Genomic DNA, 23,416 nt, shown 5'->3' with positions numbered 1-23,416 from the left:
CCGCGCGAAAGTAGGTCATCGTCAGACTACCCCACAACACAAAGCCCCTCTCACATCTACCGTGAGCGGGGCTTTGTTACTTCTACACCGCCATCAACAACTCCTTCAATCCCGCAGATCCAGCACGATCAGCTCATCCACCGCAGGATGCACCGCCGAGTCGGCGAAGCTAGGCTTGCCGATCACCTTGGGATTGCGACTGAGTGCATAGGGCTCTTGCGGGATCATGCCGAGGAAGCGGTTCATGCGGCCGTCGCCGTTCTTGTCCTGATAGACCATCAGCGCGTACTCCTTGCTTTCGGGGACGTCCAGCTTGAGCTTGACGCTGGCTTCATGTGGGCCGTTTTGCACATGGTGCAGGCTGGCACTGGCTTCGGCGGGGAAGCCGCTGGGAGCGGTGAACACGAAGACATGCAGGGCGCCGTTGCGATCGGCGATCTTGTTGATCTGCAACTGGAGTTCTGCAGCACTCGCTGCGCTGGCCAGCCCGCACAGGCTGAGGGCGATCAACGCGCCTGGCAAGCGAGAGAATAGGTGTGGGATCACGGACGAGCTCCTTGTCGTTTGAGGGATTCGCCGCAGATGCTAACGCAGGGTAGATCTTGTTCATTGCATGCGCGCAATGACGGGTACTATCTGCCTTCGAAATCGAGAGAAAACCGTCCGGAATGCCAAGAGAAGTCAAAGATAAGCCCCTGCGCGCCATTGTTGCCGCCGTTCAATTACCCAGCGTCAGCGATGTGGAGTTCGCCGCCTCCTTGATGGAGTTGCGCGAGCTGGCCAAGACCCTGGGTTTCGAGGTCGTCGAGACGTTCACGCAGAAGCGCAGCAGCTTTGACACCACCGCCTATCTGGGCGTGGGCAAGCGCGAGGAGTTGCGCGCCTATGTCAGTGGCGAATTGTCGATGCCGGGCGCCGAGTCGGTCGAAGAGATCGATGCCATCCTGGTCGATCATGAGATTTCCCCGTCGCAGGCACGCAATCTGGAGATTGAGGTCGGTTGCGAGGTGATGGATCGCACCATGGTGATTCTCGAAATCTTCCATCGCAATGCGCGCACGCCGGCGGCGCGAGCGCAGGTGGAGATTGCGCGTCTGGGCTATATGGCGCCGCGTCTGCGTGAGGCGGCCAAGCTGGCGGGCCCGCAAGGACGGCAGCGCAGTGGTACCGGCGGTCGTGGGGCCGGCGAATCGCATACCGAGCTGGACCGGCGCAAGATTCGCGACCGCATTGCGGCGCTGGAGCTTGAAATCCTCGCCATGAATGCGGCACGCGAGACGCAGCGCTCGCGCCGCATCGGCCGCCAGAATATCGCCAACGTGGCCCTGGTCGGTTACACCAATGCCGGCAAGTCGACCCTGATGCGTGCGCTGACCGGCAGCGAAGTGCTGGTCGCCAACAAGCTGTTTGCGACGCTGGACACCACCGTGCGTGCGCTCTACCCGGAGAGTGTGCCGCGCGTGCTGGTCAGCGACACCGTGGGCTTCATCAAGAATCTGCCGCATGGTCTGGTGGCTTCGTTCAAATCCACGCTCGATGAGGCGCTGGACGCCTCGCTGCTGCTGCACGTGATCGACGCCAGCGATCCGGGTTTTGAGCGCCAGCGCGAAGTGACTGACAAGGTGCTCGAAGAGATCGATGCCCAAGCGCTGCCGCGCATCCGCGTTTTCAACAAGATCGATTTTGTCGGCGCGGGTTTGCCGCCGGACGAAGCGTTGGCTGCGCAACAGGCTTGCACGCAGCAGCTGCGCGAGCAGTATCCGGATTGCGTGGTGATGAGTGCGCGCAATCCGCAGGATGTGGCGCGCCTGCATGCGCAAATCGTGGCCTTCTTCCAGCGCGATCTGGTTGAAGATAGCTTGTTCCTGCCCTGGTCGGCCCAGCAGCTGCGCAAGGATATTTACGAGCGCTGCGAAGTGCTCGACGAGCAAGCCGACGAAGCCGGCGCGCATTTCCGCGTGCGCGGCGAAGCGGCCGAGCTGGAGCGCCTGCACGCCTTGCTGGCGCCAGCGGGCGATGCCGCAGGGGACGGCCAGGCTGCCGATTGACGCAGACAGCCGGCCAGGGGGCTGCAGTCTCTTCGTGCTAGGGTAAACCCTAGTTTGCCTGTCATGACTCAGGAGAGAGAACCGCATGCTATCCAAGCCCCTCGTGCTCAGCGTGATGCTGGCCGTATTCCCGTCCGTGCTGCTTGCCCAGTCTGCCGCGCCAGCCGTACCCGCGCCGCCCTCGGGCAGCTCACCGAGCCGTAGCGACGGCGTACTCAAGACGGTTTCGCTGATCATCGGTGAGCCGAATTATTCGATCGATGGCGCGTATCAGGAGCTGGAAGAGGGCTTCTACACCCAGCCTGAACTGCTGCCGGGTGAGCGCATCTTTGCGCCGATTAGCGAGTTGATGCTCAACCTGGGGGGCGAAGTGCAGCTCGATGCTGCGCAGCAAAGTGCCAGCTACAGCATTGGCGGGCGAAGCTTGCGCGTCAAGGCGGGCCAGCTGGAGGCCACGCTCAATGGCCAGAACGTGCGTGCCGATGTCGCGCCGCAGTGGCGTAACGGCAATATGTGGGTGTCGGTGTTCTGGGTCTTCGATCAGCTCGGCGCCTACAGCAAATGGGACAAGGCACGCCAGCGCTACAGTGCCTCATTCATCGAGCCTTTGAGCAAGAAGACGATTGGTCTTGCCCGCGGCGGTGCGGTGGTGGAAGCCAATCTGACCGAGCAGAAGCCGGAGTTCTGGGCGACGCCCGAGGGGATCGCGGTGGCCGAGGTGATCCTGGGCTATCAGAACGAAGACGGTGGCTGGCCCAAGCTCGAGCGCGATGTCAGCCTCAGCAAACCGATCAATCGTGCGGCGCTCAGTGGCTTCAAGGCCAAGTCCACCATCGACAATGATTCGACGACCAAGCAGCTGATTGCGCTCGCGCGTGCGTTCAAGGCGACCGGGCAGGCGCGCTTCCGGGAGTCTGTGGAGCGCGGTCTGGACTACCTGCTGGCGGCCCAGCTGGCGAATGGCGGCTGGCAGCAATACTGGCCGAACCCGCAAGGTTACAAGGCGCGCATCACCTTCAATGACGACGCGATCGCCAATGTGCTGGAAATCATGCGGGACGTGGCGGCGCTGCGCGGTGATTTCAGCTTCGTCACGCCGCTGCACGCCAAGCGCGCTCGCCTGGCTTACGACAGCGGTCTGGCGCTGATCCTCAAGACGCAGATGGTGGTCGGCGGCAAGAAGACCGGCTGGTGCGCGCAGTACGACGAGAATTCGCTGGCGCCGGCGATGGGCCGCGCCTTCGAGCTGCCCTCGATCAGCGGCAGCGAGAGCGTGAACGTGGTGCGTTTCCTGATGGGCATCGAGCAGCCTTCTGCCGAAGTGGTGCGTGCGGTGCAGGACGCCGTGGCCTGGTTCGACCAGGCCAAGCTCAGCGGACTCAAGCGCGTTCGACGTGAGGACCGCACCCTGGAGTACGGCTTTGATTTCGTGCTCGAGGCGGATCCGCATGCCGGGCCGATGTGGGCGCGCTTCTATGATCCGCAGACGGGCAAGCCGCTGTTCTCGGCGCGCGACAGCAAGCCGCGGACGAGTTTCGATCAGGTCTCCTACGAGCGGCGCGTGAAATACAACTGGTACACCACGGAAGCGGCTGAGCTGCTCAGCCGTGATTATCCTGCCTGGCTCAAGCGTCTGGGTCTCAAGCCGGCCAAGGGCCTGCACGGCTGAGTCGTCCTGCGGCTGTGCAGGCGCTGCACAGCCGCAGCCGCTCTCAAGGGATAATGCGGCGATGTCCCGGGAACTCACTCCGCCGCCGCGCGCCTGCATCATCCTCAGCACGCTCAACGCCAAGTACATTCACGCCTCGCTGGGGCTGCGCTACCTGCTTGCCAATATGGCCCGCCACGGCGGCGAGGATCTGCGCGCCTGCAGCCTGCTGCGCGAATTCACCATTGCGCGACCGCCGCAGGAGATTGCCGCGGCGCTGCTGGCCGAGCTGCCGGCAGGCGAGGGGCGGCAGATCATCGGCTTTGGCGTTTATATCTGGAATCTTGCGCAGACCACGGCGGTGGTGCGCCTGCTCAAAGCAGCGCGGCCGACGCTGAAAATCGTGCTGGGCGGGCCGGAGCTGAGCCACGAGTGGCAGCAGCAGGAGATCGTGCAGCTGGCCGACCACCTGATCACCGGCTGGGGCGATGTGAGCTTCCCCAAGCTGTGCCGTGCGCTGATCCACGGTCCGCAGCCGCTGCAGAAAGTGATTGCCGGCGAACAGCCGCCGCTCGATGAAATCGAGCTGCCTTACGCCGAATTCAGCGCTGAGGATCTGGCGCATCGCCTGCTCTATGTCGAAGCTTCGCGTGGTTGCCCGTTCAAGTGCGAGTTCTGCCTCAGCGCGCTGGACAAGACCGCCTGGGCTTTCGATCTCGATTTCTTTCTGGGCGAGCTGGACCGGCTCTATGCGCGTGGCGCGCGGCACTTCAAGTTTGTCGACCGTACCTTCAATCTGAAGATCGAAGCCTCGCTGCGCGTGCTGCAGTTCTTCCTGGAGCGTCTCGACGAAGGCCTGTTCCTGCATTTCGAGCTGGTGCCTGATCACTTGCCGGAGCGCCTCAAGGCGATGATCGCGCGCTTCCCGCCGGGCGTGCTGCAGTTCGAGATCGGCATCCAGAGCTTCAACCCCGAGGTGCAGCAAACTATCTCGCGCCGCCAGGATACGGCGAGGACGCTGGCCAATCTGCAATGGCTGCTACAGGAGAGCCATGCCCATCTGCACACCGACCTGATCTTCGGCTTGCCGGGCGAGAGCCTGGAGAGCTTCGCCGCGGGCTTCGACCAGCTCTATGCGATCGGCCCGCATGAGATCCAGCTCGGTGTGCTCAAACGGCTGCGCGGCACGCCGATTGCACGCCATACCGCGGCTTTCGGCATGCTCTATGAAGAGACGCCGCCCTATACCGTGCTGCAGACTGCGGCGGTGGACGCGGCGACCATGCAGCGCTTCAAGCGCCTGGCGCGCTACTGGGATCTGCTGGCCAATTCGGGGCGCTTCAAGCGGGCGATGGCCATGCTCTGCCAGGGACCGTCGGCGTTTGGCGCTTTCCTGGCGTTTGCGGATTGGCTATGGCAATGGCACCCGGACACCGCCGGCAAAACCAGCGGGCTGAGGCCGGAAGTGCTGCTCGATGCCTTGTTTGATTATTTCACCACGCAGCGTGGCGAAGAGCGCGAACACGTCCGGCAACTGCTGCGGGCGGATTACCTCGACAGCGGTGCGCGTTCGAATCCGCGCTGCCTGAGTGGTTTGCTGGGTGACCGTGCGGCACCCCAGCCGATGGCGACCAAGCGCTTGCGCCAGGCGCGGCATGTTGCGGATTGAGGCGCTCGGCAGCGCTCAGCTGTTCGGCTTGGCGCCGTAAGCGGCCAGGAACGCGCCCAGTGCGCGGGCGACGATCGCCTTGATCTCTGCTGCGCTGAAGGGCGCACGTGCGCCGAACAGCAGCGGTTCATGCACTTCCGATTTAAGCAGGGCGATCAAGTGTTCGGCGGCGACGGCGCTATCGGCGCGCTGCAACTTGCCCAGATCCATGCAGGCCTGCAAATAGGCGACGACTTGGCGCTTGCCCTCTTGTGGGCCGCTGGCCAGGAACAGGCGGCCAACCTCGCTTTTTCCCGATTCAGCCATGATGTTGCGGTAGGCATGGATGATTTCCGGCAGGCAGATCGCGCCGAGCATGCGCTCTCCGAACCTTTGCAAGCTGCTCTGCAGGTCCTGCTGGGGATCGAGTCCGCTGAAGATCGTTTGCATGTGGCTTTCGCCAATCTGGCGAACCACGGCCACGAATAATTCTTCTTTTGACGCGAAGTAGCTGTACAGCGTGCCTTTCGATCCACCCAGGCGGGCGGCGATGCCGGACATGGAGGTTGCCTCGAAACCCGCTTCGTCAAAGGCTTGGCGCGCCACATTGATGATGGCTTGTCGTTTTGTTTCCGTTTTGATGCGCATGCTGCGCTTCCTTTTTTGAACTCACTCGTACAGTTTTGCTTGACAAGCGCAAAATGTCAATTAAGATATAACCATACAGTACGGTTCAGTTAAGGAGTGTTAAACAATGAGCACGCATTCCCCGATCAGATTGCCTGTCCTGCGCCCTCTGGCGCTGGTGGCGAGCTTGCTGTTGGGCGCTTGTGCCCAGCTGCCCGAACTTGCGGCGGGTCCGCAGATCAAGCCGGCGGAAGCCTGGGCGAGCAGCCAGAGTCTGGCCGCGCCGGTGCAGGACTGGCCGGTTGAAACCTGGTGGCAGTCGTATGGCGACAGCCAGCTCAACAGCCTGATCCTCGAAGCGGTGGACGGCGCGCCGAGCATGCGCGTGGCGCTGGCGCGCTTGCGCCGTGCCGAGGCGGCCGTGCAGACGGCGAATGCCGCCAATGGTCCGCAGCTCAATGGCAATCTGTCGATCACCGAGGAAAAGCAGAGCTACAACTACCTGACGCCGCGTAGTTCGCTGCCGCAAGGCTGGAACGACTACGGCCGGGCGACGCTGGATCTGAGCTGGGAGCTGGATTTCTGGGGCCGCAACCATGCCGCGCTGGCAGCCGCGTCATCGGAGCGCGAAGCGCAGCGCGCCGAAGCGGCGCAGGCCCGCCTGGTGCTCAGCGCTTCGATCAGCTCGGCCTATGCCGAACTGGCCAGACAGTTTGCCGCCCATGACACTACGGTGGCCGCGCTGGAAGTGCGCAGCAAGACAGCGAAGCTGATGCGCGAGCGTTTCGATAACGGCATGGAAACCCTGGGTGCCGTGCGCCAGGCTGAAGCCCGCCAGGCCTCCGCGCGGGGTGACGTGCTGGCGCTGGAAGAGCAGATCGCCCTGCAGCGCAACCAGCTGGCGGCACTGATGGGCGCCGGCCCGGATCGCGGCCTGAGCATCCAGCGTCCGAGTATCGAACTCAATCGCACCCCGGGTTTGCCGCCGCAACTGGCGCTCAATCTTCTGGGGCGTCGCCCGGACGTGGTGGCGGCGCGCTTGCGTGCCGAGGCGGCGGCCAGCCGTATTGACGGGGCCAAGGCCGAGTTCTACCCGAATGTGAATCTGACCGCCTTCATCGGCGTGCAGTCGCTGGGGCTGGACAAGCTGGGCAAGTCGGGTTCGGACACCGGTAGCGTGGGGCCGGCGATTTCCTTGCCGATCTTCAGCAGTGGGCGCCTGCAAGCCAATTACCGCAGCCGCCATGCTGACTACGACGAAGCAGTTGCCAACTATGACTCCACGGTGACCCAGGCCCTGCATGACGTCGCCGATGCGGCCACCAGCCAGCGCGCCCTGGGCGCCCAGCTGGCCAGCGCCAACCAGGCGGTGGAAGCAGCACGCCAGGCCTGGCAGATCGCCCGCAATCGCTACGAGGGCGGCTTGTCGACCTATCTCGACGTGCTCAGCGCCGAAGACAGCTTGCTGAGCAATCTGCGCAGCCTGACCGACATGCAATCGCGCGCCTTCAGCCTCGATGTTGCCCTGATCCGCGCGCTGGGCGGCGGTTACCGCCTCAGCTGATGCACGCCCACCCCGAACAGTCTGAATATCTGAATCCAAGGAACTCATCATGTCCAAGATCGAACCCGCAGAACACCTCATCGCTCCCCAGTCGCCCGCGCCGGCGCAAGCCACCAATACCGGCCGTCGCCGCGTCATGTTTGCCCTGCTGGCCGGCGTTGTGGCCCTGGCCGGCATTGGTTATGGCACCTACTGGGGGACGTATGCCCGCTACATCGTGAGCACCGACAATGCCTATGCGGCCGCCGAGATCGCCCAGGTGACGCCGGCGGTCGGTGGTACGGTGCGCCAGGTGGCGGTCAACGATACGCAAGCGGTCAAGCGCGGCGATGTGCTGGTGGTGATCGATGACACCGATGCACGCCTCAAGCTGGCCGAGGCCGAGGCCGAATACGGCCGTGCAGTGCGCAAGGTGCGCGGCTTTGAAGCCAATGACACCGGCTTGCGCGCGCAGATCGCCGCCCGCGATGCCGAGGCGCAGCGCGCGCAGGGGCAGCTGGAGGTCGCGCAGTCCGATTTTGACCGCGCACGTATCGACTTGCAGCGTCGCTCGGCCTTGTCGGCCTCCGGCTCGGTCTCGGGTGACGAGCTGACGCGTGCACAGAACGCCTTCACCACTGCCAAGGCAAATCTGGAAGTGGCGCGCGCCAGCGTCGAGCAGGCGCGTGCCAATCGTGAAAGCGCAGTCGGTTCGCGTAGCGCCAATACGGTGCTGATCGACAACGCCACGCTGGAGAGCAATCCGGAAGTGGCGCTGGCACGGGCACGTCGTGACCAGGCGCGCGTCGATCTGGAGCGTACCGTGGTGCGTGCGCCGGTCGATGGCGTGATCGCTCGCCGCCAGGTGCAGGTGGGGCAGCGCGTGCAGGCGGGTGCGACCTTGCTGAGTGTGGTGCCGGTCGCTCAGATCCACGTTGATGCCAACTACAAGGAAGTGCAGCTCAAGCAGGTGCGCGCCGGCCAGCGCGTTGAACTGCGCGCCGATCTGTACGGTGACGATGTGGTCTATCACGGCACGGTTGCAGGTTTTGCCGGTGGCACCGGTGCGGCCTTTGCGGCAATTCCGGCACAGAACGCCAGCGGTAACTGGATCAAGGTTGTGCAGCGCTTGCCGGTGCGTATCGAGATCGATCCGCAGGATCTGGTGAGCCACCCGCTGCAGGTTGGACTGTCGATGCACGCGAATATCGATACCCGTAGCAACACCCTTGTGCGTAACTGAGGCCCACCATGCCCACGCAATCGCTTCTTCCCAATGGCGAACAGCCGCTGCGCGGCGGCATGCTGTTCATCGCCGCCCTGGTGCTGGCGCTGGCGAACTTCATTGCCGTGCTGGACATGACCATCGCCAATGTCTCGGTCGCCACCATCGCTGGCGCGCTGGGGGTGACCAGTAGCCAGGGCACCTGGGTCATCACCTCCTACGCGGTGGCCGAAGCCATCACCGTGCCGCTCACTGGCTGGCTGGCCGGGCGTTACGGTGCGGTGCGCGTGTTCGTCTCGTCGATGGCCTTGTTCGGCATCTCCTCGATGCTCTGCGGGCTGTCCAATTCGCTGGGCGTGCTGGTGGCTGGGCGGGTGCTGCAAGGTCTTTCCGGAGGCCCGCTGATGCCACTGTCGCAGACCTTGTTGCTGCGTATCTTCCCCAAGGACAAAGCCGCTCTGGCAACCGCTTTGTGGGCGATGACGACCCTGGTGGCACCGGTGCTCGGCCCGATTGTGGGCGGCGTCATCTGTGATCAGGCGCACTGGTCGTGGATCTTCTTCATCAATGTGCCGATTGCGCTGATCTGCGCCTGGTTTGCCTGGGGCCTGCTCAAGCGCTACGAGTCGGCGCTGGAGAAGACGCCGATCGACACCGTGGGCCTGGGCTTGCTGGTGATCTGGGTGGGCGCGCTGCAGATCATGCTCGATGAAGGCAAGAATCTGGACTGGTTCTCCTCGCCGATCATCATTGCGCTGTCGATCATCGCGGCCATTGGTTTTGTGGCCTTCATGATCTGGGAGCTGACCGAGGAGCATCCCATCGTCGATCTGCGCGTGTTCCGCCACGCAGGCTACTCCACCGGCGTGTTCACCCTGGTGCTGGCGTTTGGCGCCTTCTTCGGTCTGAACGTGCTGACGCCGATGTGGCTACAGCAGTACATGGGCTATACCGCCACCTGGGCCGGCATGACCACGGCCTGGAGCGGCGTGCTGGCGGTGCTCTGCGCGCCTTTTGCGGCGATTCTGTCGACCAAGATCGATTCGCGCGCCTTGGTCTTTGCCGGTGTGTCGTGGTTGGCGGGTGTCAGTTTGTGGCGCGCTTTTGGCACCAGCGACATGACCTACTGGCAGATTGCGCTGCCCTTGCTGGTGATGGGGGTCGGGCTGCCGTTCTTCTTCGTGCCGCTGACCGGTCAGGCGCTGGGTAGCGTGGAGGAGCGCGAAACCGCCTCGGCCGCCGGGCTGATGAACTTCCTGCGGACCCTGGCCGGCGCATTTGCGACCTCGCTGGCGACGGCCTCCTGGGAAGACCGCATCCAGAGCAATCATGCCGACATCGTGACTGCCATGAATCCGCTCAATCAGGTCGATATCGTCGGCATGGGCAATGCGAGTCTGGCCCAGCTCAGTTCGCTGGATCAGTTGGCGACCGGGCAGAGCGTGATGCTGGCGACCAACCAGATCTTCATGATCATCGCGGTGATCTTGTTCGTGGCGGCCTGCAGCATCTGGATCGGCCCGCGCGCCACCCGTGCGGTGGATGCCTCGGCGGCGCACTGAGCGCCGCCGGGTTCAGCGCTCACTGGCGGCGGAAGCCGTCAGGCGGGCGCGGCTTTTCCAGCCCAGATGCGATTGCCAGCTGGCAATCGCCGCCACGCAGCCGACGCCGATGAACACCGGCACGGCACCGAACAAGCCGGCGACGGCGCCATACACCGAGGGCGCCGTCATGCCGACCGTATTCCCCATCATCGAACGCAGGCCGGCGCCTTCGCCAGCCTTGTCGGGCATGGCCCGGTAGATCAGGCTGAGAATATTGGGCTGACCGGCACCCGCCGCAAAGCCGAACACGAAGCCCAGTGCGCCTTGCAGATAGCCGCTGTAGGCCAGTGGCAGCAACATGAACACGGCGGCCGTGGTGCCGAAGGCAATCGTCATCATCCGCCATTCCGTCAGATGACGTGACAGCCAGGGCAGCAGTGCGCCCATGCAGAAGGTGCCGGCCGCGAAGCAGGACATGATCATGCCGATGGTCGTCGCTGAAAAGCCGCGCTCCTCGCCCAGCACCGGGGTCATGAAGGCAAAGCCGTCGTACCCCATCGACACCACCATCGCCAGCAGGTAGATGCGCAGCAGACGCGGATTGGAGAACACATCGCGCACCACGCTGCTGCCACCCTTGCCGGGCGCCTTGACCATGCCACCCACGCCGCCCGGTACATCGACACAGAAGGACAGCAGCAGACTGGCGCCAACAATCACCGCCATCGCTGCATAGGCCGCCGCAAAGCCGCCACGGTCGATCGCGAAGCCGACCACCATCGGCCCGAAAGCGCCAGCGGCCGAGCCGCCCATGGCCAGCCAGCCGAGCATGCCGACGCGCTCACCCGGATGCGCGAAGGGCATCATGCTTACCGCCACATTGGCCGCCAGCAGGTAGCCGGCAAAGCCGAAACCGCACACCAGGGCGCACAGGAACACCGTGCTGATGCTTGGCAACAGGGCCGGGGCGAGCAGGCCGATGATCATCGCCGCCTGACTGCTGCGCATCACGCGGCGCGGGCCGACATGATCGATCCAGCGCCCGATCAGCAGTGACAGGATCGCCGGGATCAGGCTGTAAGTGCTGTAGGCAATGCCCGCCAGCGCCGCCGAACCGCCATGCCGGAGTACAAAAAGGGACGCCGCGACCCGGCCACCACTCAGGGTGATATTGGCAAGGATGGAAACCGCGATGAGGGAGAGGGTTTGAATCTGGTTGCGTGAGAGCTGCATCGGCCCATTGTACCGGGCGGCTCTGCCGGCAAGGCGGCGATTGCGTCTGCCTGGCTGAGTTTGCTCAATAGCCGCAATGCAGATCGTATTTGCGTTGCGTGGCCTGGCGCCGGCGTTCGGTCCAGAAGTCGCCCTCCTGCGGGCCGTGCAGGCGGCGCAGGTTCGCATCGATCTGCACGATCGCCAGATCCAGGCTTTGGCATTCATCGCGTGACGTGGGTCCGGGCTGGGCGATTGCTCCGCCGCGGCGTGGCGTGTCGGTCTCGGGCGTGTGGCTCGGCCGCTCGGCCAGCTGCTCCTGATAGCTGCGCTGCGGGCGCAGCCCGGCGGAATCAGGGAGCGGGGCGACGGGGCGCGCCACTTCCTTGGCCTTGCAGGCCTGGTCGGTATAGGACACCTGGCCATTGGCGGCGATGCATTTGTGAAGGCTGCCCGGCGTCTCGGTCAGCGGCGCCGGGCGGGCTTCCGGCTTGGCCTCGGGCAATGGCGCAGGCGGCGCCTGGGGCATCGGCGGCACACGCTCGGCCTGCACCGGCGCCGGCTTGTCGATGTACAACACAAAACGGATGGCGAGGCCCGCGCCCAGCATCGTGAGGATGGCCAGCAGCAGGGAGAGCAGGCGTTGGTTGATCATGCAACGAAGCTTGAGGGCAGATGACGCGAGTATATCGCCAGCCTCGGGCGCTCACCTTGGGCCAAGGCGCCGCGCCCCGTTCACGATCACCTGCTGATTACGCAGCGCGTGCCTTACTGCGCCGCCGCCAGCACCTTCTGCACGGCGGGCAAGGCGGCCATGCGCTTGCGGTGATCGAGGACGCGCGGATAGCGCGCCATGTCCAGGCCATCGCCTTCCATCCATTGCGCCACGGTGAACAGGTAGGCGTCGCCAATGCTCAGCGGCTCGCCCAGCACCCAGGGGCCGCGCAGCAGGTCTTGTTCGATCAGGTCGAAGGCCGCGCCCACGGTTTCCGGCACTTTCTGGCGCATGGCCTCGATGGCGGCAGGATCGTCGGCCCAGCGGCTGCCACGGAATTTGTGCGCGTGCGCCACGTGCAGGGTCGAGCAGATATAGCTGTTGAAGGATTGCAGCTGGGCCAGCGCAAAGGCGTCGTCCAGCGGCGCCAGCCGGGCTGCGGGAAAGCTTTGGGCGATGTAGAACAGGATCGCCGGTGTTTCGCTGATCACCCCTTGCGGCGTGCGCAGGGCCGGCACGCGGCCCTTGGGGTTGATGGCCAGAAAGGCCTCGCTGCGCTGCTCGTTCTGCGAGAAATCGATGCGCTGCGCGGCGTAGTCGGCGCCGGCCATTTCCAGTGCGATGTGCGAGGCGAGCGAGCAGGTGCCAGGGGCGTAGAACAGGGTAAGCATGGGCGGACTCTCGTAGGCGGAGGCCACAGTATAGTGGTGCTAGGGCGTGTTCACATTCACGCGACGGTTGCGCGGGTACTGAATTGGACGCAGAACAAGGCGCAGCGACGCTGTCAGGGTGGCCCCCTGAGGAGGAGCTGCAACGCTGTGCTGCGGCCAATTCAGTACCCGCCCGGAGGGTTGAAGTACAGGGCTCGCCATACTGCGTTGCGCTCCTTGTGCAGGGGGCCACCCTGCACTGTGTCGCACGCCTTGTCTGGCAAGCTCTGCACTTCAACGCAATCCGCCGGATGAGTGTGAACACGCCCTAGAATCCGGAGCATTTGAAGCCCAAAAACATCCCGAATTCCGCTTAGCTGCATCCGCGCCACAAGGTGCAGGGGGCTGCCCTAGCCCCTAGCCCCTAGCTCCTCAGCTAACCCACACAGCGCTCGGCATCGCTGGCGCCAGCGCGGATCGCCGGCAGCGGCGGCAGACCATGGGCGGCGCGGGCGCGGGTGCAGGCTTCGTTGGGGGAGCCGTCCAGTTCCCAGGCAGCAAAGTCGTGGCAGGGCGACGGGCGCTGGGCGTAGATGCTGCAGCGCACTTCGCGCCCCAGCTCACCTTCCAGCGCAACGCAGCGCACGGCATGCGGATGGGTGCCGCACATGGCGCGCAAGTGCGGCGTGACCTGGGTGGTGAGGGCGGCCGGCACGCAGCCGCCGGGGGCGTCGTCCGCCTCGCCCCAGTAGAACGAGACGCGGAAGTGGCTGCAGCAGGCGCCGCAGCGGATGCATGGATTGTCGAAGTCCTCGCTGCTCATGGGGCGGCATTTTATGAATGCGCGTCGCGAGTGCAAGCCCCTTGTGGGCAGGGCCGGCTGGAATCAGGGCGCGCTGCGCGGCGCTTCCAGCACCTGCTTGGCCAGCGGCGTGTCGAGGCCGCGAATGGCTTGCGCGACCAGCTGTGCAATCTCCTTGGCGCCGGCCGGCGTGAAGTGCGTGTCGTCCTTGCCGTCAATCGAGGCGATGAACAGCTTGATCGTCGCGCTGCGGCCGATTTTCTCGAAGTGCGCGGCACTCAGTGCGGTGAGGTCGATGCTCAGCACACCGCGCTTGCTGGCCAGTTCAAGCATTGCTTCCGGATAGCGGCCGTGCGAGCCGGGGCCGCTGTTCTTCTTCATGCCGCCGCGTTCGACCGGCGTCACCAGGACCGGAATGCCGCCGGCCTTGAGGGTGTCGTCGATGTAGCGCGACAGGTATTCCTGGTAACCGGCAAACGGATCGGTGCCGCGCTCGGCGTCGCGCTTTTCATCGTTGTGACCGAACTGGATGAACACATAGTCGCCGGGCTGGATGGCGGCCGCCACCGGCGCCCAGGCACCTTCGTTGAAGAAGCTCTTCGAGCTGCGCCCGGACAGTGCGAAGTTGCGCAGCGTGACCTCCGGCGTGAAATACGGCGCGATGACCTGGCCCCAGCCATTGCGCGGGTCAGGCGGCGAGAAGTTGGCGACGGTGGAGTCGCCGATCAGGAATACGGTCTCGGCCAACACAGGTTGGGCAAAGAGGCTCAGCACCAGCAGCAGGTGGCGGAATTTCATGGGGTGACTCCGGCATTGGGGGGCGGTTTGCCGGTCTGTGCGCAAACCTCTGGCCGCAGCGTAGCAGCAGGTGTGACACGCAGCCTGATCTGCATTGCTCTTTGCTGATTGAGCACAAGCGAGCCGATATACAGGAATGGGTATGGTTGTTGCCGCCCGCGCGTGGCAAGCTGCGCCCTCGGCCGCCGCCTCTTACGGTGGCGGCGTTCAGGAGCGGATTCATGGCAACACCAGGCAAGCCTGCGCAGGTGCAGGGCAATCACCGTAGCGCGCTGATTGCGCTGACCTCGCTGTTCTTCATGTGGGGGCTGATCACTTCTCTCAATGACATTCTCATCCCGCACCTCAAGGCCTTGTTCACGCTGAGCTATCTGCAGGCCATGCTGGTGCAGTTCTGCTTCTTCATGGCCTATTTCGTGATGTCTTTCCCGGCCGGCTTCGTCGTCGAGAAGCTCGGCTACAAGGGCGGCATCCTGCTCGGCTTGTTGATCGCCACGGCCGGCTGTCTGCTGTTCTACCCGGCGGCGGGGTATCAATCTTATCCCTTGTTCCTGGCGGCGCTCTTCGTGCTCGCCAGCGGCATCACCTTCCTGCAGGTGGCGGCCAATCCCTTCGTCACTGCGCTGGGCTCGCCGGAGACGGCTTCCAGCCGCCTCAATCTGACCCAGGCCTTCAACTCGCTGGGCACCACGCTCGGCCCGGCGCTGGGCGCCACCTTCATCCTGGCCGTGGCGGTGAAGTCAGCACCCGAGCTGCAGGCGCTCGCGCCGCAGGATCTGGCGCTCTACGCGCAGGCGCAGATCAACGCGGTGCAGCATCCCTATCTGCTGCTGGCGGCCGTGCTGGCAGCGATTGCCGTGTTCATCGCCGTGTTCCGTCTGCCGCGTGTCGAGGCTGAAGCCGGTGAGGCCGGCCATGACGCGCTGCCGGCGCGTGCCGGGGTCTGGCATTACCCGCATCTGGTGCTCGGCGCGCTGGGCATCTTTGCCTATGTCGGTGCCGAGGTATCGATTGGCAGCCTGCTGGTCAGTGTGATGGGCTTGCCCACGGTGGCGGGTTTGTCCGCCGATGTGGCCGGGCGCTATCTGTCGGTGTATTGGGGCTGCGCGATGATCGGCCGCTTCGTCGGTAGCGCCTTGATGCAGAAGATCGCGCCAAGCCGCCTGCTGGCCTGCAATGCGCTGATCAACATCCTGCTGCTGGGCCTGGCGGTGCTGGTGCAGGGACACTTTGCGATGTGGGCGATGCTCTCCATCGGGCTGTTCAACTCGATCATGTTCCCGACCATTTTCTCGCTCGCGCTGGCCAAGCTCGGCAAATTCACCAGCGAAGGTTCGGGCCTGCTATGCATGGCGATTGTGGGCGGCGCCATCATGCCGGTGCTGCAGGGCTGGGGGGCCGACAACCTGGGTCTGCTACCTTCATTTGTCATTCCCGCCGTGTGTTTCCTCTACATCGCCTGGTACGGTCTGGCCGGTTCGCGGCCGCGCTGAGCGTGAAAGTGTGGGCTGCGTCACGAAACCGTGGCGCAGCCGCTGAGCGGTGATGACGGCGGTGATAGCATCGGGTCCGTCAGCAGGCGCCTGTTCTGCGACGCAGGAACAGCATGCAGCGCATTCCCACGTGCTGCAGCACACAAAAAAACACAAGGAGACAAGATGATCAACAAGCTATGCATCGGCGGCTTGGCCGCCGTGATGTGCGTTGCCACGGCCCAGGCGGCACCCACGATCAGTGGTTGTGGTACCGAGACCAGCAATCTCAGCGCATCCAAGGTTTATTACGTCACACCTTCGGGCAGCGATAGCGGCGCCGGCACCAGCTTTTCGGCACCGATGAGCTTCAGCGCTGCGCTGTCCAAAGTGGCGGCCGGCCAGATGGTTCTGCTGCAGCCGGGCACCTACAACATCAAGTACACCGCAGGTGCCAAAAACACCATCGTGCTGAGCAAGTCGGGTACCTCCAGCGCCAACATCTATCTGGTGGCGGCCAACTGCGGCACCGCCAAGATCGACTTCCAGTTTCCCACCGGGACCTGGCTGCAGGATTCCTTCGGCTTCTCCTTGACCGGCAGCTACTGGTACTTCAAGGGCATCGAGGTGACGCGTGCCGGCTATCACGGCATCTACATCACCGGTTCGCACAACACCATCGAGAAGTCCTCGTTCCATGACAACCGCAATACGGGGCTGGAGATCAACAAGGGCGGTGCCTATAACAGCATCATCAACGTCGACTCCTATCACAACTACGACCCGAAGAAACATGGCGGCATGGCGGACGGCTTCGCGTCCAAGCAAGAACAGGGGGCCGGTAATTATTTTTACGGCTGCCGCGCCTGGGAAAATTCCGATGATGGCTGGGATACTTTCGGTAGCAAGGAGCCGATCACCATCGAGCAAAGCTGGGCCTTCAACAACGGCAAGAACCTGTGGAACGACAGCGCCTTTGTCGGCAATGGCAATGGCTTCAAGCTCGGTGGCCTGGACCCGGCGACCGACAAGCCGGCGCTGGAGCGCAACATCGTCAAGCAGTCGATTGCCTTCGGCAACGCCCTCAAGGGTTTTGACCAGAACAGCAATGTCGGCGGCAATACGCTGTACAACAACATCGGCTACAAGAACAAGATCAACTTCGGTTTTGGTCAAGCGGTGAGCTCGGGCGAGAAGCACGTGTTCAAGAACAACATCTCCTTGTCGGGAACAAGCGCAGACAGCATCGCCAACGCGACAGCGAGCAACAACAGCTGGAACACCGGCCTGGCAGCCAGCAGTTCCGATTTCGCCAGTCTTGACACCAGTCTGGCAACGGCTGCACGCAATGCCGATGGTTCGCTGCCGACGACCAATCTGTTCCGTCTCTCCTCGTCCAGCAAGATGGTCGACAAGGGCGTGAATGTCGGGATCGCCTACAAGGGTTCCGCGCCGGATCTGGGCCCCTTCGAGCTGAAGTAAGCCGCGCAGCGCGCCCGGCAGCGGGTGCCGCACGCCAAACCGACGCACGCCCTGATCCGGCGTGCGTTTTTCTTTTTGTCAGCGCCTTGCCTGCACACAGGCTCTGTTTTACCTGCGCCTGCTAAGCTCGGCGCTGCAATGTGTTCGAGGAGTTGTGATGGTGGGCAGGTGGTGGGTCGTTCTGATGCTGGTCTTGCTGGGATCGGCGCGTGCGATGGCAGAGAGTGCCGCGTGTGACAGTGAAACCAGCGTAGTCAGCGCCAGCAAGGTCTATTACGTCACGCCGGCAGCGCCAGCCGGCGGCGATGGCCGCAGTTTTGCCGCACCGATGCCCTTGCGCGATGCGCTGGAGCGGGTCGGGGCGGGCGAGATGATCCTGCTGCAGCCGGGCACCTACAGCGTGCCCTACACCGCTGGCGCGCGGAACACCATCGTGCTGGCCAAGTCCGGTCGTGCCGATGCGCCGATCTACATGGTGGCGGCGCAGTGCGGGCGCGCGGTGATCGACTTCTCCTTCCCCGAGCAAGCCTGGGTGCAGGACTCCTTCGGCTTCCTGCTCAGCGGCAGTTACTGGTATTTCAAGGGCATCGGCATTACGCGCGCCGGCTATCAGGGCGTGTATGTCACTGGGGCGCACAATACCTTCGAGAACTGCGCGTTTTACGAGAACCGCAACAGCGGTCTGGAGATCAACAAGGGTGGCGCTTACACGCGGGTGATCAATTCCGACGCCTATCGAAACTACGACCCGAAGAAAAACGGCAGCATGGCCGACGGTTTTGCCTCCAAGCAGGCGCAGGGGCCGGGCAATTACTTCTATGGCTGCCGCGCCTGGGAGAACTCCGACGACGGCTGGGACACCTACGACAGTGCCGAAGCGGTAGTCATCGAGCACAGCTGGAGCTTTCGCAACGGCATCGATTACTGGCAGCGCGGCGGCTTTGCCGGCAATGGCAATGGCTTCAAGCTCGGTGGCAACTACAAGCTGGAGCGCAACCGGATCAGTAACTCCATCGCCTTCGGCAATGCACACAAGGGTTTTGACCAGAACAATAACGTTGGCGGCGTCAGCCTGATCAACAACACGGCCTTCCGCAACGGCATCAACTACGGCTTCGGCACCTCACTGTCGGCCGGCGAGCGCCACTTCTTCCGCAACAATATCTCGCTGGCGGGCGAGGAGCCGGACAGCATCGCCAATGCGGATGCGCGCGCCAATTCCTGGGATGCAGGCCTGTCGCTCAGCGCGGCCGATTTCCTCAGCCTCGATCTGCGCCAGGCGACGCGCCCACGTCTGCCCGACGGCAGCCTGCCGGCGCTGGAGCTGTTCCGCCTCGCGCCGAGCAGCCGGCTGATCAATGCCGGCGTGCCGGCAGGGCTGCCGTACCGTGGCAGTGCGCCGGATCTCGGGGCCTTCGAGCGCGAATAGGCGCTGTCGCTGGTCCATAACGGTGCAGCGTTTGTCCGGCGACAAGCTTTTTGCTAAAGATCGAACATAGTGGCTATTTGTTTCTCAAGCAGTTCGTTGTCTAGTCGTAAACCCGAACTATCACTCTTGAGTTGCCGGAATCATGAAAACCACTATCGCCTTTCGTCTGATCCTGATCATCGTGCTCTCTGCAGTGGTGGCTTTAAGCGTCGGCCTGGTCGGCATCTACGCCACCCATACCATGGCCGGCGAAATGCGCAAGGCGCAGACCGTCAGCGTGCAGCAGGTCAATTCCCTGCACCGGGTCATCGGTCAGTCGCTGCGCGTCCGCGTGCACATCCTCAATCACGCCCTGGCCGGCTCCTTTGCGAGCATGGACAAGATCGAGACCGCAATGGCCAAGAGCATGAAGGTGCTGTGGGAAGAGGTGGCCAAGTACGAAGCGCTGACCACAGACCCGCAGGATCTGGCCATGCTGCAGGCTGATAAGGAATCGATCAAGCTGTTCGAAGCAAGCCTGGCCCCCGCCGTCGAGCAGAACCGGCAGAACATTCCCGATGACCCCGAAGCGCAGAAGCGGATCAGCAACGTGATCAAGGCCTCCAGCGATCTGGGCACCCTGCTCAACAAGCATTACGACTACCTGATCGCCAGCCTCGATGCGACCCGCGTGGAGGCAGAAGGCGATGCGCGCCGTGCCTACATCATTTCGCTGTCGGTGATCATCATCGGCATTGCCGCCATCGCCGGTTTCGGCGGCATGCTGGTCCTGCAGATCCGCCGCACCCTCAGTGGGGTGCAGGACGCGGTGCAGCGCGTCGAACGGGATCGCGATTTCCGCGTGCGGGTGCCGGTCAGTGGCCATGACGAGCTGAGCCTGATGGGGCAGAGCCTCAATCGCCTGATCGAGAGCATGCACACGGCGCTGCGCCAGATCGGCCAGAGCGCCACCGAGGTCGCCGCGAAATCGCGCCAGATGGCCGATACCGCGCATGAAGTGGCCCATGCCTCGGGCCTGCAGAGTGAATCCGCTTCGGGCATGGCCGCTGCCATCGAAGAGATGACGGTGAGCATCAGCCATATCGGCGACCGCGCGGCCGAGGCCGATCAGCTCTCGCAGCGCTCGGGCCAGCTGGCCCACGACGGCAGCCAGATCATTGGCGAGACGGTCAAGGACATCAACGAGATTGCCAGCACGGTGCACAGCACCAGCGAGCGCATTCACGATGTGGAGGCCGAGAGCGACAAGATTTCGGCGGTGGTTGCGGTGATCCGCGAAGTGGCCGATCAGACCAATCTGCTGGCGCTCAATGCCGCCATCGAAGCGGCACGTGCCGGCGAGCAAGGTCGCGGCTTCGCCGTGGTGGCTGACGAGGTTCGCAAGCTGGCTGAACGTACCTCCAACTCCACGCGCCAGATCACCGGCATCATCGAGGGGGTGCGCAATGGCGCCAAGGAAGCGGTGCGCAGCATGGATGTGGCGGTCGATCGCGTGACCGAAGGTGTGTCGCGCGCTGAAGACGCCAGCCGCGCCATCGACAGCATCAGCGGTACCAGCGGCAAGGCGGTGAGCATGGTTGGCGAGATTACCGCCGCCATCCGCGAACAGAGCGCAGCCAGCAACAGCATTGCCCAGCAGGTCGAGCGCATTGCGCAGATGGCCGAGGTGAGTAATCACGCGGCCAGCAATAGTGCCGTCACCGCACGCGAGCTCGATGCTCTGGCGGCTTCGATGCAGAAGATCGTGCACACCTACCAGCTCTGAGCGATTGCGCAGGTACCCAGCAAACGGGCCGCGATGCTTGCATCGCGGCCCGTTTTTCATCTGCGGCTCACAGTGCCAGGGTGGCGGTCAGGTCGGCTGGCGGCGGCGTGCCGCGTGCCTTGCAGGCCGCATTGCGTTCGGCGAGGCCTTCGAGCAAGGGCAGACCGTGCAGGCGGGTGATGAAGCGCAGGATCGAGGTGGTGTCGTAGAAGGTGTGATCCACATGAGCCTTGCGCGCATACGGCGAGACGACGATGGCCGGGATGCGCGAGCCCGGACCCCAGCGGTCGCCCGGCGGCGGTGCGACGTGATCCCACCAGCCACCGTTCTCGTCGAAGGTGATGAACACCACGGTGTCCTTCCACTGCGGGCTCTTCTGCAAGTGGGCGAGGATATTGGCCACGTGCTGGTCGCCCGAGGAAACGTCGGAATACCCGGCGTGCATATTGAGGTTGCCTTGGGGCTTGTAGAAAGTCACCGCCGGCAGCTTGCCGGCGATGATGTCGGCGATGAAATAATTGGAGATCGGCCCGTCGCCCAGACCGCCATCGCGCAGATGCTCGGCACGCGCGGCGCTGCCCGGCGCAAACTGCTTGAAGTAGTTGAAGGGCTGGTGGTGATACTGGAAGTTGGGCGAGCCTGCGCCACCACGCCCATCCAGCGCAGCCTGCCAGCCACCACCGTACCAGGCCCAGGAGACCTTCTTGGCCGACAGCAGATCGCCGATGGTGGCGTAATCCTGCGGCGGCAGCACCGAGGGATCGCTCGGGTCGGCCAGACGTTTGTCGCCGTCCAGCGGCGGGCGCACGAAGCTCGGTTGATAGGGCGGCGCCATGGTGTTGACGGCAAAGTTGTCGGGCGTGATCGCGCCGGCATTGACGAACTTCGGCGGGCCATCCAGCGCTGAAGCAGGCGAATCCGGCGCCACGGCCAGGGTCGTGCCCTGCGGCCCGTCGCTCAGCACGGCGATCTTGCGTTTGGCAACGCTATTGGCCGCATCCGGATAGACCGGTGTGCGCCCGGCGATCAGGAACTGGTGGTTGAGCCAGGAGCCGCCGAAAGCCGCCATGAAGAAGTTGTCGCACAGCGTGTATTGCTGGGCGATCTGCCAGAGGTTCAGGTTCTTGCGCGTCTCCGCGTAGTAGCCCATCACCAGCGCGCCGGAGTCGCCCCAGGCGACGAAGCCATCGTTCTTGCCGCCATTGATCTGCATCTGGTTCTGGTAGAAGGCGTGCACCAGATCGCGGGTAATCACCGTCTCCGGCAGGAGTTCGCCCTCGGCATCCTTGAGGGCAAACGGCGCATTGGGCAGGCCGCTGATCTTCGCCTCGCCGATCTGGTAAGTCTTGCCGCCGAGGGTCTGGGAACTGGGCACCAGCCCGGCCCAGATCTTCGGCAGGGTGGCCAGCGGCTGACCGTTGCGGTCGAGCTGGCCGTATTGCAGCGTCGACAGCTGTGACATCGGGCGCTGCACACCGGGGAAATCGGCAAACAGATTGTTGAAGCTGCGGTTTTCCAGGTAGATGACGACGACATGCTTGATGCGGGCGCGCAGGCGCTCGTCCAGCGTGCCGCCCTTGGCGGCGTGGCCCGGCTGGCTGGCCGCTTCGCTCAGCGTGGGAAGTGATCCCGCCACGCCCAGCGCAGCGAGATTGCCGAACAGGCGGCGGCGCGAGGGTTGGCTGGGTTCGTCAGTGGCGGTTTGATCGGGCTGTTCGGGCTTGGGGTCTTGAGTCATGGTTCTTCGCTCTCGTTACAAGATAAGGTCAGGCGGTGCTGCAAGGTGTTGGGTGGGGCTGAGTACGGCTGGGCACTCAATGTAAAGCATGAGCCGCTAAAACGATGCTTGTGTGACATGGGGGGCGGATTTACGTGAGTTCCTGATCAGGGGTGAAAGCGTCGCGTTTTGAGTCCGTCGCACAAGTGCTGCGGCCATCTGCGCCGACCTTATCGACATGACCGGATACAGCGCGCTGCGCAGGATCAAGCTCCATGGTGCGGCAGGCACAGGCAAAGAAAAAGCCCGGATCACGTTTTACCGTGATCCGGGCTTTTCAGCGTTCAGCGTGTCTGAGTTGCGATGAACTCAGAGGGCCAAATTACAGCACCAGGCTCTTGACGTAAGCGGTGATCGCTTCGTCTTGGCTGTTGGCGAAGAAGTATTCCTGGAACTTCGCACCGGCGATGGCGCCCTTGACCAGGTCTTGATCCAGACCCTTGAGGCCGCTGACCAGATCCTTGGTCGTCGAAGCCTTCACATCCTTCAGGATGCCGCGGTTCTTGGCCATGATGGCAGCGCGTTCCTTCGGGTAGCCCAGGCCACGCTCGCCGTCGAACAGCTTGCGGTACACGTCTTGCAGGTTCAGTTCAGCAGCCCAGCCGAAACCCTTGGCGTAGGGCATCGAGATGGCGTTGCCGTCGTTGATCTGGCCGAACAGGAAAGCGTCGGTCGGGTCGATGATCAGACCGCAGAACACGCCCGGGAAGGAGTTCAGCGCCAGCATGGCGCCCATGCCCGTGCCGCAGCCGGTGACGACGAAGTCAGCCGCCTTGGAGTTCAGCAGGATGGCGGCCAGGATGCCGTTTTGCACGTAGGTCAGCGATGCCGGATCTTCAGCGCCAAACATGCCGTAGTTGAACACGGTGTGGCCCAGGGGCTCGGCAACGGTCTTCAGCGCGTTGAAGATGATTTCGTTCTTGGCCGCTTGGCTGTTCTCATTGATGAGAGCGATTTTCATGGGAGCTTCCTTTTCAAATCGACGCGAGGCGTCGGTTGTGGGTGAATGGCCTTGCTGTGTCGTGCGTCGC

The 23,416-nt window shown here is 63.7% G+C and carries 19 protein-coding genes; 10 read left to right on the top strand and 9 right to left on the bottom strand.

The window, feature by feature from the left end:
• Nucleotides 1-105 precede the first annotated feature (105 nt).
• Nucleotides 106-546, bottom strand: coding sequence for a DUF2141 domain-containing protein (locus ABDB84_RS18075; protein ID WP_345921175.1), 441 nt, complete (start codon nucleotides 544-546; stop codon nucleotides 106-108).
• 122 nt (nucleotides 547-668) lie between these two features.
• On the opposite strand from ABDB84_RS18075, the gene hflX reads away from it, so the two are divergent.
• From hflX to ABDB84_RS18060, 3 genes are all read left to right on the top strand, one after another.
• The gene (gene hflX, locus ABDB84_RS18070; RefSeq protein ID WP_345921174.1) at nucleotides 669-2,048 is read left to right on the top strand and encodes a GTPase HflX; all 1,380 of its coding nucleotides are present in this window, start codon (nucleotides 669-671) and stop codon (nucleotides 2,046-2,048) included.
• Between the two features lie 85 nt (nucleotides 2,049-2,133).
• Nucleotides 2,134-3,717, top strand: a complete 1,584-nt coding sequence (gene pelA / locus ABDB84_RS18065; RefSeq protein WP_345921173.1) for a pectate lyase — start codon at nucleotides 2,134-2,136, stop codon at nucleotides 3,715-3,717.
• Nucleotides 3,718-3,778: 61 nt separating this feature from the next.
• A complete protein-coding gene (locus ABDB84_RS18060) occupies nucleotides 3,779-5,365 on the top strand; it encodes a B12-binding domain-containing radical SAM protein (RefSeq protein ID WP_345921172.1) in 1,587 nt (528 codons plus the stop codon).
• A gap of 15 nt (nucleotides 5,366-5,380) precedes the next feature.
• Here ABDB84_RS18060 and ABDB84_RS18055 read toward each other — a convergent pair whose 3' ends face one another.
• Nucleotides 5,381-5,992, bottom strand: coding sequence for a TetR/AcrR family transcriptional regulator (locus ABDB84_RS18055; RefSeq protein WP_345921171.1), 612 nt, complete (start codon nucleotides 5,990-5,992; stop codon nucleotides 5,381-5,383).
• Between the two features lie 106 nt (nucleotides 5,993-6,098).
• On the opposite strand from ABDB84_RS18055, the gene ABDB84_RS18050 reads away from it, so the two are divergent.
• Genes ABDB84_RS18050 through ABDB84_RS18040 form a run of 3 tightly spaced genes read left to right on the top strand, consistent with a single transcriptional unit; the run spans nucleotide 6,099 to nucleotide 10,301 of the window.
• Nucleotides 6,099-7,535 carry an efflux transporter outer membrane subunit gene (locus ABDB84_RS18050; RefSeq protein WP_345921170.1) on the top strand — a complete coding sequence of 479 codons (1,437 nt, stop codon included), beginning with the start codon at nucleotides 6,099-6,101 and terminating at the stop codon, nucleotides 7,533-7,535.
• Nucleotides 7,536-7,584: 49 nt separating this feature from the next.
• Nucleotides 7,585-8,757 carry an HlyD family secretion protein gene (locus tag ABDB84_RS18045; RefSeq protein WP_345921169.1) on the top strand — a complete coding sequence of 391 codons (1,173 nt, stop codon included), beginning with the start codon at nucleotides 7,585-7,587 and terminating at the stop codon, nucleotides 8,755-8,757.
• 8 nt (nucleotides 8,758-8,765) lie between these two features.
• A complete protein-coding gene (locus tag ABDB84_RS18040; protein WP_345921168.1) occupies nucleotides 8,766-10,301 on the top strand; it encodes a DHA2 family efflux MFS transporter permease subunit in 1,536 nt (511 codons plus the stop codon).
• Between the two features lie 12 nt (nucleotides 10,302-10,313).
• On the opposite strand, the gene ABDB84_RS18035 is transcribed toward ABDB84_RS18040, so the two are convergent.
• The 5 genes from ABDB84_RS18035 to ABDB84_RS18015 form a co-directional block, all read right to left on the bottom strand.
• Nucleotides 10,314-11,516 carry an MFS transporter gene (locus tag ABDB84_RS18035; protein ID WP_345921167.1) on the bottom strand — a complete coding sequence of 401 codons (1,203 nt, stop codon included), beginning with the start codon at nucleotides 11,514-11,516 and terminating at the stop codon, nucleotides 10,314-10,316.
• Between the two features lie 64 nt (nucleotides 11,517-11,580).
• Entirely contained in the window at nucleotides 11,581-12,150 is a 570-nt protein-coding gene (locus ABDB84_RS18030; protein WP_345921166.1) for a hypothetical protein, read from the bottom strand.
• Nucleotides 12,151-12,263: 113 nt separating this feature from the next.
• The gene (locus ABDB84_RS18025) at nucleotides 12,264-12,881 is read right to left on the bottom strand and encodes a glutathione S-transferase family protein (RefSeq protein ID WP_345921165.1); all 618 of its coding nucleotides are present in this window, start codon (nucleotides 12,879-12,881) and stop codon (nucleotides 12,264-12,266) included.
• Between the two features lie 415 nt (nucleotides 12,882-13,296).
• Entirely contained in the window at nucleotides 13,297-13,683 is a 387-nt protein-coding gene (locus tag ABDB84_RS18020; RefSeq protein ID WP_345921164.1) for a YkgJ family cysteine cluster protein, read from the bottom strand.
• A gap of 63 nt (nucleotides 13,684-13,746) precedes the next feature.
• Nucleotides 13,747-14,460: a rhamnogalacturonan acetylesterase gene (locus tag ABDB84_RS18015; RefSeq protein ID WP_345921163.1), complete on the bottom strand. Its 714-nt coding sequence runs from the start codon at nucleotides 14,458-14,460 to the stop codon at nucleotides 13,747-13,749.
• A gap of 221 nt (nucleotides 14,461-14,681) precedes the next feature.
• Here ABDB84_RS18015 and fucP point away from each other — a divergent pair, with 221 nt between their 5' ends.
• The 4 genes from fucP to ABDB84_RS17995 all read left to right on the top strand — a co-directional run bounded on the left by fucP (nucleotide 14,682) and on the right by ABDB84_RS17995 (nucleotide 20,608).
• Complete coding sequence (gene fucP, locus ABDB84_RS18010; protein ID WP_345921162.1) at nucleotides 14,682-15,953, top strand: L-fucose:H+ symporter permease; 1,272 nt, start codon at nucleotides 14,682-14,684, stop codon at nucleotides 15,951-15,953.
• Between the two features lie 165 nt (nucleotides 15,954-16,118).
• Nucleotides 16,119-17,414, top strand: a complete 1,296-nt coding sequence (locus ABDB84_RS18005) for a right-handed parallel beta-helix repeat-containing protein (protein WP_345921161.1) — start codon at nucleotides 16,119-16,121, stop codon at nucleotides 17,412-17,414.
• 157 nt (nucleotides 17,415-17,571) lie between these two features.
• Complete coding sequence (locus tag ABDB84_RS18000) at nucleotides 17,572-18,843, top strand: right-handed parallel beta-helix repeat-containing protein (RefSeq protein ID WP_345921160.1); 1,272 nt, start codon at nucleotides 17,572-17,574, stop codon at nucleotides 18,841-18,843.
• Nucleotides 18,844-18,985: 142 nt separating this feature from the next.
• The gene (locus ABDB84_RS17995; protein WP_345921159.1) at nucleotides 18,986-20,608 is read left to right on the top strand and encodes a methyl-accepting chemotaxis protein; all 1,623 of its coding nucleotides are present in this window, start codon (nucleotides 18,986-18,988) and stop codon (nucleotides 20,606-20,608) included.
• A gap of 67 nt (nucleotides 20,609-20,675) precedes the next feature.
• Here ABDB84_RS17995 and ABDB84_RS17990 read toward each other — a convergent pair whose 3' ends face one another.
• Complete coding sequence (locus ABDB84_RS17990) at nucleotides 20,676-22,346, bottom strand: acid phosphatase (RefSeq protein ID WP_345921158.1); 1,671 nt, start codon at nucleotides 22,344-22,346, stop codon at nucleotides 20,676-20,678.
• 361 nt (nucleotides 22,347-22,707) lie between these two features.
• Nucleotides 22,708-23,346, bottom strand: coding sequence for an RpiB/LacA/LacB family sugar-phosphate isomerase (locus ABDB84_RS17985; RefSeq protein ID WP_345921157.1), 639 nt, complete (start codon nucleotides 23,344-23,346; stop codon nucleotides 22,708-22,710).
• Between the last annotated feature and the right edge of the window lie 70 nt (nucleotides 23,347-23,416).

The sequence above is a fragment of the Uliginosibacterium sediminicola genome, from assembly GCF_039631295.1.
Taxonomy (GTDB): Bacteria; Pseudomonadota; Gammaproteobacteria; order Burkholderiales; family Rhodocyclaceae; genus Viridibacterium; species Viridibacterium sediminicola.
This window is presented reverse-complemented; position numbering and strand designations above follow the sequence as displayed.